Here is a 14,109-nt window from a genome sequence, read left to right on the forward strand (position 1 = left end):
GTTATACCATCCTTGAAGCGAGTTTTTGCCAAACTGGAGTTGGAAGCATTCTTAGTAGCTTCATCAACATGATGAATCGTCTTGGGAAATCAATTTCACTCTTTCCTTGAGCGATACCATTTACGATTCGCTGAGTTGCGGCCTCACTACTAATAATCATAGGCATAGAGAACGTATTTCGCTCGGTTAATGGCGTTTCAACAAAGCCAGGGTGCACAATTGAGACATGAATGTTGTGCGTTGCCAGATCAACCGAAAGTGTTCTGCCTAAGTAGGTGAGGGCTGCCTTTGAAGCGCCATAAGCCTCGGCTCTTGGCAAAGGTAAAAAGCTGGCGCTGGAGCTGACTAAAACCAAACGGCCGCCGGGCTTGATGTTTTTTAACCAAGCTTTAAGGGCGTAGCCAATTGAAATTAGGTTTATGTTGATGACGCGCTCAAAAAGCTCGGCATCAAAATTCACTGGGTCGTCGATGTACTCACAATCACCCGCATTTAAAATCAGCAGATCGAGCGGCTTGTCTTGGTCGAGTTCTGGAAAGTTGTGGTAATCAGTCAGATCGAAACAGAGCGGTGTAATTGATGAATGCGCGATGTCTGTATCGTGAGAATCAACTAAGGCTTGCAGTTTGTCTGGATTGCGGCCACAAGCAATCACCTGATGCCCTTGCTGAGCGTAATCTTTAGCTAGGGATTGGCCGATACCTGAGGTCGCGCCTGTAATCATAATATGCATTATCGACTCGCTCTCTTTTTGATGGATTTTATCGCGCAGCCCAGTACTGGAATGTGTTCATACAACATAGAACCGACGTCGAGGTAGTCTCTGTGGTAAATCACTTGACCGTCGAGCATCTTGAGATGGCTGTGTCCTTGTACTTCGATTGGCTTTTGCCCATTTAATTGCTTGTGAGCAAACTGCATCGTCCAGTAAACGGAAGCTTCGTCGTTCGCTTCGAAAGTGTGTTCGATATGAAAGTAACAGCTGGTTACTTGGGTGTAGAGGTTCTCGAAGTAGTGCGTAAGCGCCGAAATACCGCTGACATGATGCAGCGGATCTTGGAATTCAATATCAGGGTGATAAACCGTCTTAAGCACGTCGAAATTGTCGGTTCCGAGTTCTCGATACATGTTGAGAAAGTTATCAAGCCATAGAGAGTTATCCATAATATTCACTCTAATTATTTGAAGAAGGCTAAGGCTCTCAATCGTGCTTCTTTATGCTCAACGATGGGTTGCCAGTATTCGCTGTCTATTCCGTTTTTAGCGATAAAGTCATGTGGGAAATGTACATGCTTATCTGGGATATTTTGCAGCTCTGGTATGTACTTACGAATAAAAATTCCTTTTGGATCAAACTTTTCACTCTGAGTGATTGGATTGAAAATTCGGAAGTAAGGTTGAGCATCACAGCCAGTACTTGAAGCCCACTGCCAGCCACCATTGTTGGCGCTAAAGTCTCCGTCGATAAGGTGCGACATAAAGAAACGCTCGCCCCAACGCCAGTCAATAAGCAGGTGCTTGGTTAGGAAGCTTGCCACCACCATTCTTAGTCTGTTGTGCATCCAGCCCGTTTCAACCAGTTGACGCATTGCGGCATCAACCAATGGATATCCTGTTTTTCCTTCGCACCAAGCTTTGAAGCTAGGATGATCGTGATACCAATCTAAACCATTGTATTTTTGCTGAAAGTTAGCACCTTTGACCAGTTTAGGGTGGTGGAACATCAAATGCTTATAAAAATCTCGCCAAATCAATTCATTGAGCCAACAAAAGGCCGGTAATTGCGTATCAAATAACAGATCGGGTTGCTGCTGAATCAATTGAATCGCTAACCAACGTGGGCTCACGGCGCCAATCGCTAAATAAGGTGATAGCCCCGATGTTCCTTTAACTGAGGGAATATCTCTCAGACGTGCGTAGTCGTTGACTTTATTGCCTAAGAAATTGGGGATCACATTGCCCAATACATCTTGGCTTAATGGCCAGCGACTCGAATCAACACGCGGAAAATCGAAATCATAGTCAGCAGAGATGGTTAAGGCTTGTAAGTCGTCAGGAAGCTGTGTTTGTGAACGTTCAGCTGACTCGACAGGAGCTGGACTGCAGATGATGCCTTTCACCTGAACTTCTTTTAACCAAGCGTTCTTAAAGGGCGTAAAGACTTTGAACATCTCGCCTTGTTTGTTGAGAACGCTACCGAGTGGCAGCATAACGTCACAATCGCTGATCTTCAGGTTTAGGCCGCTTGAAATCAGCTTTTTATCGCGAGCTTGTTCATCGACCTCTGGTTCAGAGTTAGCGTAGACGCACTTGGCATCAAGCTGCTGGCATAGATCGATGAGTTGATTGGATTGGTCGTCAAAATCGGTCGCTTTTAGGTGAAGCAACGTTATCCCGAATTCAGCGAGCTGGGAATCGAGTTGTTTTAGATGACGATAGATGAAATCAGCTTTGATTGGCGCAAGGTGGTGGTGCTGCCACGTTTGAGGAGTTGAAATGAAAACGGCGATTGTTACGCCGTTTTCAACTGCCGAGACGAGCGCTGGGTTATCGTGAATCCGCAGGTCTCGTCGTATCCATAGTATGTCGCTCAATATCCGTATCTCAGTTTAAGCTCTTGAGGGTGCGGGTTTAGGTAAACCTGTGATTCTAGGTATTCGTTCGGGTATTCCATCAGGTAGTGATTTATCAGTGTCAGCGGCACTAACAGTGGGATAACACCTTCTCGAAAAGCTGCAATTTGGTTGGTCAACTCTTGTTTGTGGGCGCTACTCAGTTGTTTCTTAAAGTAACCCTGCAAATGATGCAGCGTATTGGCGTGACTCCCTCGATTCGCGTGATGTGACAATGCTGTCATCAAGCCCTCGATGTATTGAGCCGCCAATTCGTCGATTTCTAAGTCATTACCCGCTAGCAGTTTGCCTAAGCTTTTGTAACCCTCAACGTGGTGACACATGACGAGGTACTTGTGGGCGCTGTGGAACTGAATCAGTTTGTGTTTGGTCACACCTTCATCCACAAGATCGAGCCATTTTTGGTATGTGAACACTCGAGTCATGAAGTTTTCACGCAAAATGGGATCGTTAAGGCGGCCGTTTTCTTCAACGGGGAGTAACGGGTTACCGTCCATAATTTGTTGGGTGAACATGCCTACGCCTGTCGATTCAGAGCCGCGACCATGGTGGTGGTACACCTTCACGCGCTCCATACCGCAGGTTGGGCTTTTTTGACACACAATAAAGCCAGCAATGTGTTGGTTTTTCTTTGAGTAGTTTTGACCGAACTCGATCAGTTCGTTGGTCACATCACCTGAGCCATCAGGGCGAGAAACATGGATGATGTCATCTAGCATTCTTGTTTGACGAATGGTTGGACGAGGGGTTGGAAGACCAACAGCCATCTCTGGGCAAACAGGTTCCAATTCCACGTAGTCTGCTAGGTCGTCTGTACAAAAACGAGAGCGTTTATGACCTGTGTCGAAACGTACTTTGTGTCCAGCAACACATGCACTGATACCGATTTTGATTTTCTTTTCCATTGGCCAACTCCTTTGCTCTTGCTCTGAGCTTTTTCTTATAGTTCAACATTGCTAATCGTACTTACAGAGCTGGGTGTGTTTTTACTTTGACACCGTAGTTGTTTTTATTCAGATGTATTGACGATATACAGGATAGCTTCATGCCATCCTGTATATTTATAGCGTGCAACTGGGTTAATAGATATATTTTCCAAGTGGATTGAATAATTGGCTCACACCTTTTGTGAAGTAAAGCGCATCACTTGAAACGGTTAAACAGACACAACCTTCTTTTGTTGCAGGTTGATGAGTGTGATTGCCATCCAACCAGATGAAGTCACCTTTGTTGTAAACGCCCATTTCGTCTTCGAAACTACCTTCTAGAAGAAGCGTGATCTCGAAGCCTTTGTGGGTGTGGCAAGGCACTTGTCCATCTTTGTCGATGTGCAACAAGCTGGTGTGGTGTGCTTCGTCAGCAAAATCGAGTCTTGCTCGTGAAATTTTGCCTAGGTTCATCCAGTCCTTTCTCGCTACTGAGTTTAGAGCGCGAGGGATTGTGAATGTCGTGTCAGCAACAGTTACTTTCTGAACCTCTGGAGTCACTTCAACAGACTGAGAAGTATCAGCTGTGATTTGCTCTATCGCGTCAAAATCAAAGTCCATGTCGTCCATTGAGAAGCTGTCTAGATCTTCATTTGAGAATACTGGCTCTGCGTCAAAAGCATTATTCGCTGCTACAGCTGTAAGCTGCTTGACTTGTTGTTGGCAGTGTTCACACAGCTCTACATGGCTAGAAACAATCAAAGAAACTGAATCAGCCAACGTGCCATCGACGAAGTCTTTCAAGATTGCCGCGTTTGGGTGATGTTTAATCATGGTCTTGTTCCCCCATGTGAACTTTTAATTTGGCTAAAGCGAGTCTCAGACGTGATTTCACTGTTCCAAGTGGGACGCCAAGTTGCTGAGCGAGTTGCTCTTGAGAGAGCTCTTGAAAGTAAACGCCTTTGACGATGGTTTTCTGAGCGAGAGGCAACTTTTCTATTTGAGTCATTACGTGTCGGCTCATCAAATGGTCACCGAATGGCAAATCTTCGCTTTGAGACTCGGCTACCATCGCATCGATTGGCCAGATATCGTCGGCTATCGTTTGTTCGGCTTTCGCTTTCACTTTGCGCAACATGTCGAATGCTGCATTACGCATTACCGTGTAGACCCAAGTGGTCGCAGCGCCTTTATCTACATTGTAGAGATGTGCTTTCTTCCAAACATTAGTCATCGTGTCTTGAACTAGCTCGTTTGCAGCAGCTTCGCCACCCAACTTACTGATACCAAAACGCTTGATCTTAGGAGCGAAGAACTTGAACAAACAGGTGAACGCCTGCTTGTCTCGGTCTGTACCAACCAACACCAGCCAGCTCGAGAGCTCTGTCGGTACTTTGTTGTCTGTAGGTACTTTGTTATCGGGAATAATGACATGCTCCTTGCCGTTCCCTGAACTTCTGCTTTCCACTTGCATAGTAACTAACCATCATGCGAATTTGATGGGCACTACGTGAAAGGAGAAAGTCGGGATCACTTTAATTTAAATTAATTTCTACTATACAAAATTATAGTGAAGAAAAGTGCTTATTGCCCCGTAATGATTTGATTTAAAAAAGGAACTAGAGACGGAAAACTGGCTGGCTCAGTAAATTCTGTTTTCTTTTCCAGTGGGATAGGCATCATTTCGAGCAATCGCGCACAGATCCATTGTGGGCTCTCAAAATCAGGAGTGGGATAGAGTGTTCTTATCGAATCGTGGTCGCGAAACAACTGAACCAAAAAAGCGGTAAACACGTTAGGCACTTTATATTCATCGGTAGGCCAGTGAGGCAACAAGCTGAACTTACTTTTAATCAGGTCATCATCGTCTCGAAACGACCCATGCAATTGCACCAACTTTTCGCCTTCGACATCAATTTCTAATATCTGGTCGTCCGACATATTGAAGTCGACGATGGTCACCTTTGTTCCCCAAGAGCTGAGATGATCAGAGTTAGATTTGTCTTGAGTGGCGATAATGAAACCATCGCCCTGCGCTGCGTGAGCGACCATCGCGAGATACTTTGGCTCAAAAATGCGCAGTCTTTGTCTGCCTCCCGGTAAAAGGAAGATGGGGAGGGGAAACACAGCGAGCTCCAGAGAAGACTCTACGGGTGTTTCTGGTTCGGCGTCTGTCCGCGTGGTCTTCCTAGGTGAATTCGGCACATAGTACTCCTTAGTTCAAATGTGATTTGAGAAGATATACGCGGGGAGGGTGGTGTTCGATCAATTCGCTTCGGCTTATGTTCGCAAAGGGATAGATATTTTGTTGCACCTGTTCATAAATTCACTGTTTTTACCTTTTCTCATACGCGTCATTAGGTAATATATGAACAAATAGTAAGCGAATGGGTAGTTGCCAGACGATGCTTCTATCTGACGTTCTTCTATACCTAACATCGCATCAAAGGAATGGTCATGATTGTTATTTATGGTATCAAAGAGTGCTTAAACCCAATTAAGTTGCAGCTCTCTAATGTGTTGCAGCAGTGCTTGAACAGTGAAATGGGTTTACCCGATGACAAGCGAGCACATCGGTTTGTGCCATTGGAACGAGATGACTTCTTTTACCCGGAAGGAAGAACAGAAGCCTATACCGTCATTGAGATAAATATGATGGAAGGTCGAGCGGTAAACACCAAAAAGCGCTTAATTAAGAAGATATTTTCTGAGATAGAGAAGCAGTTAGCTATCTCTCCGATTGATATTGAAATCACCATTAAAGAGCAGCCTTCACATTGTTGGGGTTTTCGAGGGATGACGGGCGATGAAGCACAAGATCTGAAGTACAAAGTGAACGTCTAGGGTTTAAGCTCTTAACTCTTAACTCTTAACTCTTAACTCTTAACTCTTAACTCTTAACACGTAAGACTTAAGCCAATCTATCGAGTGACGGCTTTGGAATTTGATGCCAAAGCCGTTTTCCTAGTTCTCGACACTAACCTTTAAGCATCTAAGCATCGTCACTCTTTTTTAAATACTGATGCCAATTTTCATTGATCACGTCAAAGTGCTCAACGCAGAACTCTTTTCTGTCTTTCAAATAGTCGTTTTCCACTTCATCGAGCAAGTTCTTATAGGCATCGGGATCGCTGCCATACACCAAGCATAACGTGGAGAAGTAACGCTGCAGGTCGAAACTGTGCTCGTCGATGTATTCCCCCAAGTCGTAATACTCTGGGCGGTCTTCTGACTCGAAAGCGAACATGTCTGCAGCGCTGATAGCAGCGTCGGCCCCATGCTCTACGTAGTTAAGCAGTAGCACGGTTGCTAGGTTATCAACCGCATCTTCTTCTTTACCCAATATGGCAATGTTCTTATCTTCGATATACGCATGCCCAGTCTCGTGTAGCAGGGTGTGCAGCAAGGTATCAATAGCGCCGGTTTGCGCAGATTTCCCATACTCTTTTTCGTATTGGTTCTTCTCAAAGTAATTGAGTGACTCAGCGTAAAAACTGTAAGGGATCAGTACTTGATGGGTTTGTGGATCGTAGAGTGGTCCTTCTTCCCCGCCATATTGAATGGTTAATGGCTTCTCAAACATGAAGAGTTGGTTTGATAGGTCGACCACGGTGTCATTAACGCCACTGCTTTGAATCTCTCGTTTGAGCTGCTCTTCTTCGGTATTTTGCGGTGTAGAGTACTCGACGATTAGGTTACTTTGGGTGGCTTGTTCACTAGATGCATAAGTTGTGGCAAACATTGCACTCAGGGCTAGGCTGCAGGTCAATGTTCGTTTCAATAATGTCATCGGCTATCCTTGTGATTACGTTGCGATTCAGAGTCGTGCTGGGGGTAACAACTCCAAGCTGTGTACCCTGATTTAGTTATTGCGTTAGAGTATAAGTTTAGACGGAATTTTGATGCATCGAGGACTGCAATTTTTGAAGTAGGCGCTATCCTATCAATGAATAATCCGCTTAGAGATTCGCCACAAAGAATAAGTAAGCTGAATGAGCGGTGTCGATGTGATTCGTTTCTATTGGTAATTAACAGATAAATTTCGGTTCAACACAACCCTTGTGCTATACTCCGCGCCCCAATCCGAATTGGCTTGTTTAATCTTAGGAAATTATTATGAGTGTTAAAAACGAACTTCAACAAATTAACAACCGTCTAGACAAGTGTCGCCACAAGTTAGATGCTGCTAAAACTCGTAATGATCGTCCTGTTGTTCGTCAGTTCGAGGAAGAGATTAAGAAGCTAACTAAGAAAATTGCCCAGCTTAAACACAAAGAAAGCTATGATGTGAACCAAGAGCGTAAGTCTCTGGTTGATATGCCATTTAGCCGTGAGATCACTAAGGCTGAGCAAGCGGATATGGGTAAACTTAAAAAGTCTGTTAAAGGACTCGTAATTGTTCACCCAATGACGAAGATCGGTAAAGAACTTCGCATTGAGGTTATGACTGGTTACGCACCGAAAAAATTCTAATTACCAGCGATGGTGATGAAAGAGGAGCTAGAAATAGCTCCTTTTGCTTTTTTAGGTATTAAGAAAGCAGAGTCAGCGGCATAGATACTCACGCCGTTTTCAACTTTTAGGAGGTGACTGTTGTCACAAATCCTTTTATCTCCTATAAAAGTTAACGTGCTACTAACATGGTACTAAGCGATCGCAGTAATGTGTTCGCTTTTCGAATCCACACTTTCTCTCCAGTTTGTATAAATATAGGTAGAGCAGCACAAATAATTACAGATAAAACTAGACTCATTAGGGAAGATGAGAACGTAAAAAAATAGAGGTTATATGAATCAATTAATTTCAATTGGACCACTAGAATCCTTCCTAATCGCGATTAGTGTTTTGTTTCTAGGTCATTTCGTCAATGCAAAGCTTCCGATTCTCAAAAAGTACAACATTCCAGAGCCCATTGTCGGCGGCTTGATTGTCGCTTTTGCTATTACAGCCCTGCACTTTAACGGCCTTGATCTTGAGTTTTCCTTGCCCCTGCAGAACACGTTTATGTTGATGTTCTTTGCAACGGTCGGTCTTGCGGCGAACTACACGCAGCTGATAAAAGGTGGTGCTAAGGTATTCCTATTCTTAGGGGTAGCGTCGGTTTACATCATTATCCAAAACGGTGTAGGCGTAACCTTAGCTACGGCACTAGGCCTTGAACCCTTGATGGGTTTGATTGCTGGCTCTATCACCCTTTCGGGCGGTCACGGCACAGGCGCGGCTTGGTCTCAAACTTTTGCAGACACGTTTGGCATTGCAAATACGCTAGAAATCGCGATGGCTTCAGCGACCTTTGGTTTGATCATCGGTGGTATTATCGGTAGCCCAGTGGCGCAAAAGCTGATTGATAAAAACCAGCTTGAATCTGAGTACGGCACTGGCACGCAAACACATGAACGCTTCCCTGAACTTGTTACTTACAACGAGTATGAAGAAGACAAAGTGACGGCGAAGAAGGTGATTGAAGTGTTGTTCATCCTTCTTATCTGTATCACGGGTGCGAAGTACCTAGAGCAGTGGGTGGCGACTTTTGAAATTTCTTGGTTGATGATTCCTGACTTCGTTTACGCGTTGTTTATCGGTGTGTTCATCACTAACGTGTTTGAAGTGACTAAGCTGCATAAGACTGACAGCGAAACGGTCGATATTCTTGGTACGGTGTCATTGTCACTGTTCCTAGCAATGGCGCTAATGAGCCTTAAGCTTTGGAACATATTTGACCTTGCGATTCCGTTCTTGGTTATCCTGGCGGTTCAGGCGGTTGTGTTAGGTATCTTCTCTTACTTTGTGACGTTCAAAGTAATGGGTTCTAACTACGACGCAGCGGTTATGGCAGGTGGTCACTGTGGTTTCGGCCTAGGTGCAACACCAACAGCGGTAATGAACATGGGCTCTTTGGTGAACCGTTTTGGTCCTTCACCACAGGCGTTCATGGTGGTGCCAATTGTTGGTGCCTTCTTTATCGATATCGTTAACCTGATTATCCTTCAGGGTTACATCTCGTTTATCGGTTAATGTTCGCCTTTACTTAAACGCAATGTGCTTATCGCACTAAGATGAATACAAGAAAGCCAGTCTGTTGACTGGCTTTTTTTGTTCTTGTTTATCGAGGTTTTCTTGCCTGATACCCCTGCGGTTAGGGCTCTGTCACATCAACACGCCCTAAAGTGTTGTAACGACTTCATCAAGAGTTAGGCGCGCTTTTGGTTTGCCGTAGTTGTAGTCTTCGCCGTCTTTGTGGTAGCCGATAGCTAGAGCTACATCAACAACGTGACCTTCTAGTTCGTCAGCAAACTCTTCGCTGATCATAGCTGCATCTACACCTTCCATAGGTGTTGAAGCGATACCTAGACGAGCTAGTGTGTGCAGTGTGTTACCTAGTGCGATGTAAACTTGAGACTTAGTCCAGTTACCGTTGAAACCTGTTTCGTCTGTGTTCATTTCTGCGAATGCGTAAGCACCTAAGAATTGCTCGTACATTTCAGCTGGTAAGTGACCAGAGCTTACTTCTGTATCAGCACGCTTCGCGAATTTCTCTTTAGTGTACTTAGGATCGTGAGCAAACAGGATCGTGTGTGACGCTTCTTTCGCATGTGGTTGGTTAAACTGGAACATGTTTTCGAAAGTATTGTGGAAGCGTTGTTTTGCTGCGTCACTCTCAATGATGATGAATTTCCAAGGCTGAGAGTTGATAGAAGAAGCTGACAAGCGAAGTGCTTCTTTGATTACTTCCATGTCTTCCGCAGAGATGCGTTTTTCTGCATCGTATTTTTTAGCTGTGTAACGAGTGTTTAGATCAGTAATGATTGGATGAGTCATGTTGAATCCTAATATCTATCAATAATAAATGTTGTATGGTTTTATGTTCAGTTACGTCAACAATAAACGGATAACCAATTTAAACGAATCTCAATAGATTGAACGTCTAAATAGTTATCGAACATGCCCCAATAAATCGAGTATCTGCGGTAGCTCAAGTCGATGGGTGTAAGATAATAGAAGAATGACTCGGGAAAAATAGCGAACATATCAAATCACTATGGTTAATAATGTCCATAATGATTCAATAAGTGTGATCTTAATGGAGGTGGAATCTCTAGATTCAGTAGCTTAGTACGCTTTGATACCATATTGGCGCAATAATGGCGGAAGTACGCTGTCTAGGTTGGGGATATCTTCTGGCGTGATTTCGATTAAACCAAAACCATGCTCTTCATAGATTTTTCTCGTAGCTTCACGTTTATTTTCGGCGATTGGCGCAGAATCAGTTCCCCAGAACTGGATGTATACTTTGCCACTTGGTAGATAAAAATCGCTGATCACTTCTTTTGATATCGGAAGCGGACGCTCGTACGCATGGACCACTCCTGCCATATAAAGCCAGTTATCAATGATCAGCTCTCCCTTTGATCGAACATAATGCCCGTCTAAGCTTCGGTGCTTCGCCTCAAATTTCTGACGAAAACTGGAGAATGACACATCGGTCGAGTGGCTTTCAGCATCATGCCCTAGGAATTCAACAACAGACTGCTTTAAACGTTTATTGCGAACCAATGAGTCGTGCCATACCACGAATAAGTTTTGAGTCGCTTTGTCTTCTCTTTGTTCACCTCCGGCTTTTAAGCCTGTAGAGGTGACATGCCAACCGTCTTCTTCTTTTGTTATCCAACCAAGCTCGTTGAGCAGTAAGTTGATTTTCTTTGCGCTGAGTTGAAAGGCACTGCCAAGCTGGGTGGCGGTGAGTGTTTTTCCTGAGAATGAGTCCAAATCGATAAGCAGTTTCTCTGGCCAGACAATAAAGACACCAAACTTCTTGTGTTCGACATATTCCCCACCAAAGCTTTCTCCCCGTTCTGTGAGAATCCAACGCTCTTGTGAACGCACTATATAGCCCGCTGTTTTTAGATCGCTAAATAAAGCTTTAGCTTCTATGCCTTTTTGTTTAGCGAGTGCGGATGTGGAAATTTTGTCTGACATAGTCTTTTCTCAAATAGCGGAGTGATCAGCTGATGGGTGTTGGATATATATATGATGCGATAGCGTTGGTAAATACCATATCACATCTATCAATGCTAACTGCAGTTCAGTGGTCTATGTTTTTAGTAGAGCGTTAGGTCTCGTTTTGTATGTTGAGCAAAATGTAGCTCAACCTGTAATTAAATTACATGTATCGCGATTTTGCTCATCTGGGTGCATATTTTATATACGTGACACGATGTTCTTTTATACGGCTTATATAGATCTTAGATGCTATATTTTATTAAATGTGACTTTAATCACTATTTATTTTTAAGTATTACAAAATAAAATGTGATCTAGATCGTGTGTTGATGATATCTATTCTCATTAATGTGGCTTTGTAATTTAAATTCATGGTGTTTTTGTGATCTAAGGTGTGCTTGTTAACCCGAAAGTGTTTTTCGTGTGTGATGGCTATCACGAAAGTTGGGCTAAGGTGCATTTTGGAAATGTTGTGATACATTTTAATCGACTTTTGAGTACACACTTTCGGTCATTTGACCAACCAATACATTACGGGGTTCTACCTATGTTATCACCAGAAGCAAAGATTAAGGTTCAAAACTTTGGTCGTTTCTTATCCAATATGGTAATGCCAAACATCGGCGCATTTATTGCGTGGGGTTTCATTACTGCACTATTCATCCCAACGGGTTGGTGGCCTAACGAAACGTTAGCATCAATGGTTGGTCCTATGATTACATACCTACTGCCACTATTGATTGGTTACACCGGTGGTAAAATGGTTGGTGGTGACCGCGGTGCGGTAGTGGGCGCTATCACAACAATGGGTGTTATCGTTGGTACTGATATCCCAATGTTCATGGGTGCAATGATTGTAGGTCCACTAGGTGGTATCGCAATTAAGAAATTCGATGAAGCTGTTCACGGTAAAGTGAAGAGTGGTTTCGAAATGCTAGTGAACAACTTCTCTGCGGGTATCATCGGCATGATCTGTGCGATCATCGCGTTCATCGTGATTGGTCCTGCGGTTAAGATTCTGTCTGGCGGACTTGCGGCTGGCGTAAACGCAATGGTAGAAGCGGGTGCACTACCTCTAGCATCTATTTTTGTTGAACCTGCGAAAATTCTATTCCTAAATAACGCAATCAACCACGGTATCTTCTCTCCACTAGGTATCCAGCAATCTGAAGAGATGGGTCGCTCTATCTTCTTCCTAATCGAAGCAAACCCAGGTCCTGGTTTTGGTCTTCTACTTGCTTACATGGTGTTTGGTAAAGGTAGCGCGAAGCAATCTGCTGCTGGTGCATCTATCATCCACTTCCTAGGGGGTATCCACGAAATTTACTTCCCTTACGTTCTAATGAACCCACGTCTAATTCTTGCGGTAATCGCAGGTGGTATGGCGGGTGTATTCACTAACGTAATGTTCGATTCTGGCCTTATCTCTCCAGCATCACCAGGCTCTATCTTCGCAATCTTACTGATGACGCCAAAAGGCTCTTACATCGGTGTTGTATTGTCAGTTATCGCAGCAACAGCAGTATCTTTCTTAGTGGCTTCAATTCTGCTTAAAACTTCAGCTCAAGATGACGACGAAGACTCTCTAGAAAAAGCGTCTGCACAAATGAAAGACATGAAAGCGTCTTCTAAAGGTGCAGCAGCAGAAGCAAACGTAAACCTAGCGGATGTAAAAGCAGTTTATGTAGCGTGTGATGCGGGTATGGGTTCAAGTGCAATGGGTGCAGGTCTACTACGTAAGAAAGTAGCAACAGCTGGCCTAGACATTGAAGTAACCAACTACGCAATCAACAACCTACCGGCTGATTCGCAAATCGTTATTACGCATAAAGACCTAACAGACCGTGCTCGTAGCACTGTGCCAGGTGCGATGCATATGTCTCTAAACAACTTCCTAGACGGCGGCGTATACGACCAACTAGTTGCCGAGCTTGTCGATGCTCAAAGTGGTGAAGCGAAAGTAGAAGCTCCGGCTCCAGCAGCAGCTCCAGCGCAAGAAGGCAACAAGCTTGCACTGACTGACGACAGCATCTTCCTTGGCCTTAAAGCGACTCAAAAAGAAGACGCAATCAAGTTTGCTGGCGAACAATTAGTAAAACTTGGCAACGTATCACCAGAATACGTAGATGGCATGTTTGCTCGTGAAGAGCTTGTGTCTACTTACCTAGGTGAGTCTATCGCAGTACCACACGGCACAATCGAAGCGAAACAGTACGTACAAAAAACCGGCATCGTTTTCTGTCAGTACCCTGAAGGTATTCAGTGGGGCGAAGATGAAGATGATATCGCGAAGATGGTTATCGGTATTGCCGCACAAGGCGATGAGCACAACATGGTGCTGATGGCGATTACCAATTCACTCGATGATGAAGAAGCTGTGGAATGCCTACAGAACACAACAAACCCTGCTGATGTTCTACGTATTCTCAACGGAAACTAAAAAGCTCTAGTCAAGCTCCTGAGTGAAGGAGGCCGGTATCCCCCTACTGGCCTCATTTTCGGTCTTAATCTTTCTAACAAGATTCAGTCTGAATAGCTTACTGCTTAAT

Annotated in this window: 14 protein-coding genes; 4 read left to right on the forward strand and 10 right to left on the reverse strand. The window is 44.1% G+C overall.

Annotation, left to right across the window (positions count from 1 at the left end; genetic code table 11):
- Position 1 precedes the first annotated feature (1 nt).
- The 7 genes from AB4375_RS09430 to AB4375_RS09460 form a co-directional block, all read right to left on the reverse strand.
- Positions 2-733 (reverse strand): SDR family NAD(P)-dependent oxidoreductase, encoded by a 732-nt coding sequence (locus AB4375_RS09430; protein WP_136974016.1) that lies wholly within the window; start codon positions 731-733, stop codon positions 2-4.
- Positions 733-1,164, reverse strand: coding sequence for a nuclear transport factor 2 family protein (locus tag AB4375_RS09435; RefSeq protein WP_050647550.1), 432 nt, complete (start codon positions 1,162-1,164; stop codon positions 733-735). Before AB4375_RS09435 ends, AB4375_RS09430 begins: the two co-directional genes overlap by 1 nt.
- A gap of 14 nt (positions 1,165-1,178) precedes the next feature.
- The gene (gene phrB / locus AB4375_RS09440; protein WP_372051433.1) at positions 1,179-2,594 is read right to left on the reverse strand and encodes a deoxyribodipyrimidine photo-lyase; all 1,416 of its coding nucleotides are present in this window, start codon (positions 2,592-2,594) and stop codon (positions 1,179-1,181) included.
- The gene (locus tag AB4375_RS09445; RefSeq protein WP_017070215.1) at positions 2,591-3,538 is read right to left on the reverse strand and encodes a DUF523 and DUF1722 domain-containing protein; all 948 of its coding nucleotides are present in this window, start codon (positions 3,536-3,538) and stop codon (positions 2,591-2,593) included. The genes phrB and AB4375_RS09445 overlap by 4 nt, the downstream gene beginning before the upstream one ends.
- Before the next feature lie 174 nt (positions 3,539-3,712).
- Entirely contained in the window at positions 3,713-4,393 is a 681-nt protein-coding gene (locus tag AB4375_RS09450) for a ChrR family anti-sigma-E factor (RefSeq protein ID WP_017060966.1), read from the reverse strand.
- Positions 4,386-5,033, reverse strand: coding sequence for a sigma-70 family RNA polymerase sigma factor (locus AB4375_RS09455; RefSeq protein WP_017060967.1), 648 nt, complete (start codon positions 5,031-5,033; stop codon positions 4,386-4,388). The genes AB4375_RS09450 and AB4375_RS09455 overlap by 8 nt, the downstream gene beginning before the upstream one ends.
- 110 nt (positions 5,034-5,143) lie before the next feature.
- Positions 5,144-5,764, reverse strand: a complete 621-nt coding sequence (locus AB4375_RS09460; RefSeq protein ID WP_017065084.1) for an LON peptidase substrate-binding domain-containing protein — start codon at positions 5,762-5,764, stop codon at positions 5,144-5,146.
- A gap of 252 nt (positions 5,765-6,016) precedes the next feature.
- Here AB4375_RS09460 and AB4375_RS09465 point away from each other — a divergent pair, with 252 nt between their 5' ends.
- On the forward strand, positions 6,017-6,403 hold the full coding sequence (locus tag AB4375_RS09465) for a tautomerase family protein (RefSeq protein ID WP_102320407.1): 387 nt from the start codon (positions 6,017-6,019) through the stop codon (positions 6,401-6,403).
- Positions 6,404-6,551: 148 nt separating this feature from the next.
- Here AB4375_RS09465 and AB4375_RS09470 read toward each other — a convergent pair whose 3' ends face one another.
- A complete protein-coding gene (locus AB4375_RS09470; RefSeq protein WP_372051435.1) occupies positions 6,552-7,349 on the reverse strand; it encodes a DUF4344 domain-containing metallopeptidase in 798 nt (265 codons plus the stop codon).
- Between the two features lie 326 nt (positions 7,350-7,675).
- Here AB4375_RS09470 and AB4375_RS09475 point away from each other — a divergent pair, with 326 nt between their 5' ends.
- Together AB4375_RS09475 and gltS are read left to right on the forward strand one after the other, a co-directional pair.
- On the forward strand, positions 7,676-8,032 hold the full coding sequence (locus tag AB4375_RS09475) for a YibL family ribosome-associated protein (RefSeq protein WP_017060971.1): 357 nt from the start codon (positions 7,676-7,678) through the stop codon (positions 8,030-8,032).
- Positions 8,033-8,347: 315 nt separating this feature from the next.
- Positions 8,348-9,574: a sodium/glutamate symporter gene (gltS, locus tag AB4375_RS09480; RefSeq protein WP_017060972.1), complete on the forward strand. Its 1,227-nt coding sequence runs from the start codon at positions 8,348-8,350 to the stop codon at positions 9,572-9,574.
- A gap of 147 nt (positions 9,575-9,721) precedes the next feature.
- Here gltS and AB4375_RS09485 read toward each other — a convergent pair whose 3' ends face one another.
- Entirely contained in the window at positions 9,722-10,378 is a 657-nt protein-coding gene (locus tag AB4375_RS09485) for an NAD(P)H-dependent oxidoreductase (protein WP_102428129.1), read from the reverse strand.
- Positions 10,379-10,669: 291 nt separating this feature from the next.
- Positions 10,670-11,536 carry a hypothetical protein gene (locus AB4375_RS09490; RefSeq protein ID WP_017070219.1) on the reverse strand — a complete coding sequence of 289 codons (867 nt, stop codon included), beginning with the start codon at positions 11,534-11,536 and terminating at the stop codon, positions 10,670-10,672.
- A 571-nt stretch (positions 11,537-12,107) separates the two neighbouring features.
- On the opposite strand from AB4375_RS09490, the gene AB4375_RS09495 reads away from it, so the two are divergent.
- Complete coding sequence (locus AB4375_RS09495; protein ID WP_017070220.1) at positions 12,108-14,000, forward strand: PTS mannitol transporter subunit IICBA; 1,893 nt, start codon at positions 12,108-12,110, stop codon at positions 13,998-14,000.
- The last annotated feature ends 109 nt before the right edge of the window (positions 14,001-14,109 follow it).

Origin of the sequence: Vibrio sp. 10N.261.51.C6 (genome assembly GCF_041471785.1) — a bacterium.
GTDB classification, from domain to species: domain Bacteria; phylum Pseudomonadota; class Gammaproteobacteria; order Enterobacterales; family Vibrionaceae; genus Vibrio; species Vibrio crassostreae_C.

Bases quoted from the DNA above. Each gene is read 5' to 3' on its own strand.
- AB4375_RS09450 (WP_017060966.1), bottom strand. From the start codon at position 4,393: ATGATTAAACATCACCCAAACGCGGCAATCTTGAAAGACTTCGTCGAT.
- AB4375_RS09435 (WP_050647550.1), bottom strand. From the start codon at position 1,164: ATGGATAACTCTCTATGGCTTGATAACTTTCTCAACATGTATCGAGAA.
- AB4375_RS09445 (WP_017070215.1), bottom strand. From the start codon at position 3,538: ATGGAAAAGAAAATCAAAATCGGTATCAGTGCATGTGTTGCTGGACAC.
- AB4375_RS09430 (WP_136974016.1), bottom strand. From the start codon at position 733: ATGCATATTATGATTACAGGCGCGACCTCAGGTATCGGCCAATCCCTA.
- AB4375_RS09475 (WP_017060971.1), top strand. From the start codon at position 7,676: ATGAGTGTTAAAAACGAACTTCAACAAATTAACAACCGTCTAGACAAG.
- gltS (WP_017060972.1), top strand. From the start codon at position 8,348: ATGAATCAATTAATTTCAATTGGACCACTAGAATCCTTCCTAATCGCG.
- AB4375_RS09485 (WP_102428129.1), bottom strand. From the start codon at position 10,378: ATGACTCATCCAATCATTACTGATCTAAACACTCGTTACACAGCTAAA.
- AB4375_RS09455 (WP_017060967.1), bottom strand. From the start codon at position 5,033: ATGCAAGTGGAAAGCAGAAGTTCAGGGAACGGCAAGGAGCATGTCATT.
- AB4375_RS09495 (WP_017070220.1), top strand. From the start codon at position 12,108: ATGTTATCACCAGAAGCAAAGATTAAGGTTCAAAACTTTGGTCGTTTC.
- AB4375_RS09470 (WP_372051435.1), bottom strand. From the start codon at position 7,349: ATGACATTATTGAAACGAACATTGACCTGCAGCCTAGCCCTGAGTGCA.
- AB4375_RS09490 (WP_017070219.1), bottom strand. From the start codon at position 11,536: ATGTCAGACAAAATTTCCACATCCGCACTCGCTAAACAAAAAGGCATA.
- AB4375_RS09465 (WP_102320407.1), top strand. From the start codon at position 6,017: ATGATTGTTATTTATGGTATCAAAGAGTGCTTAAACCCAATTAAGTTG.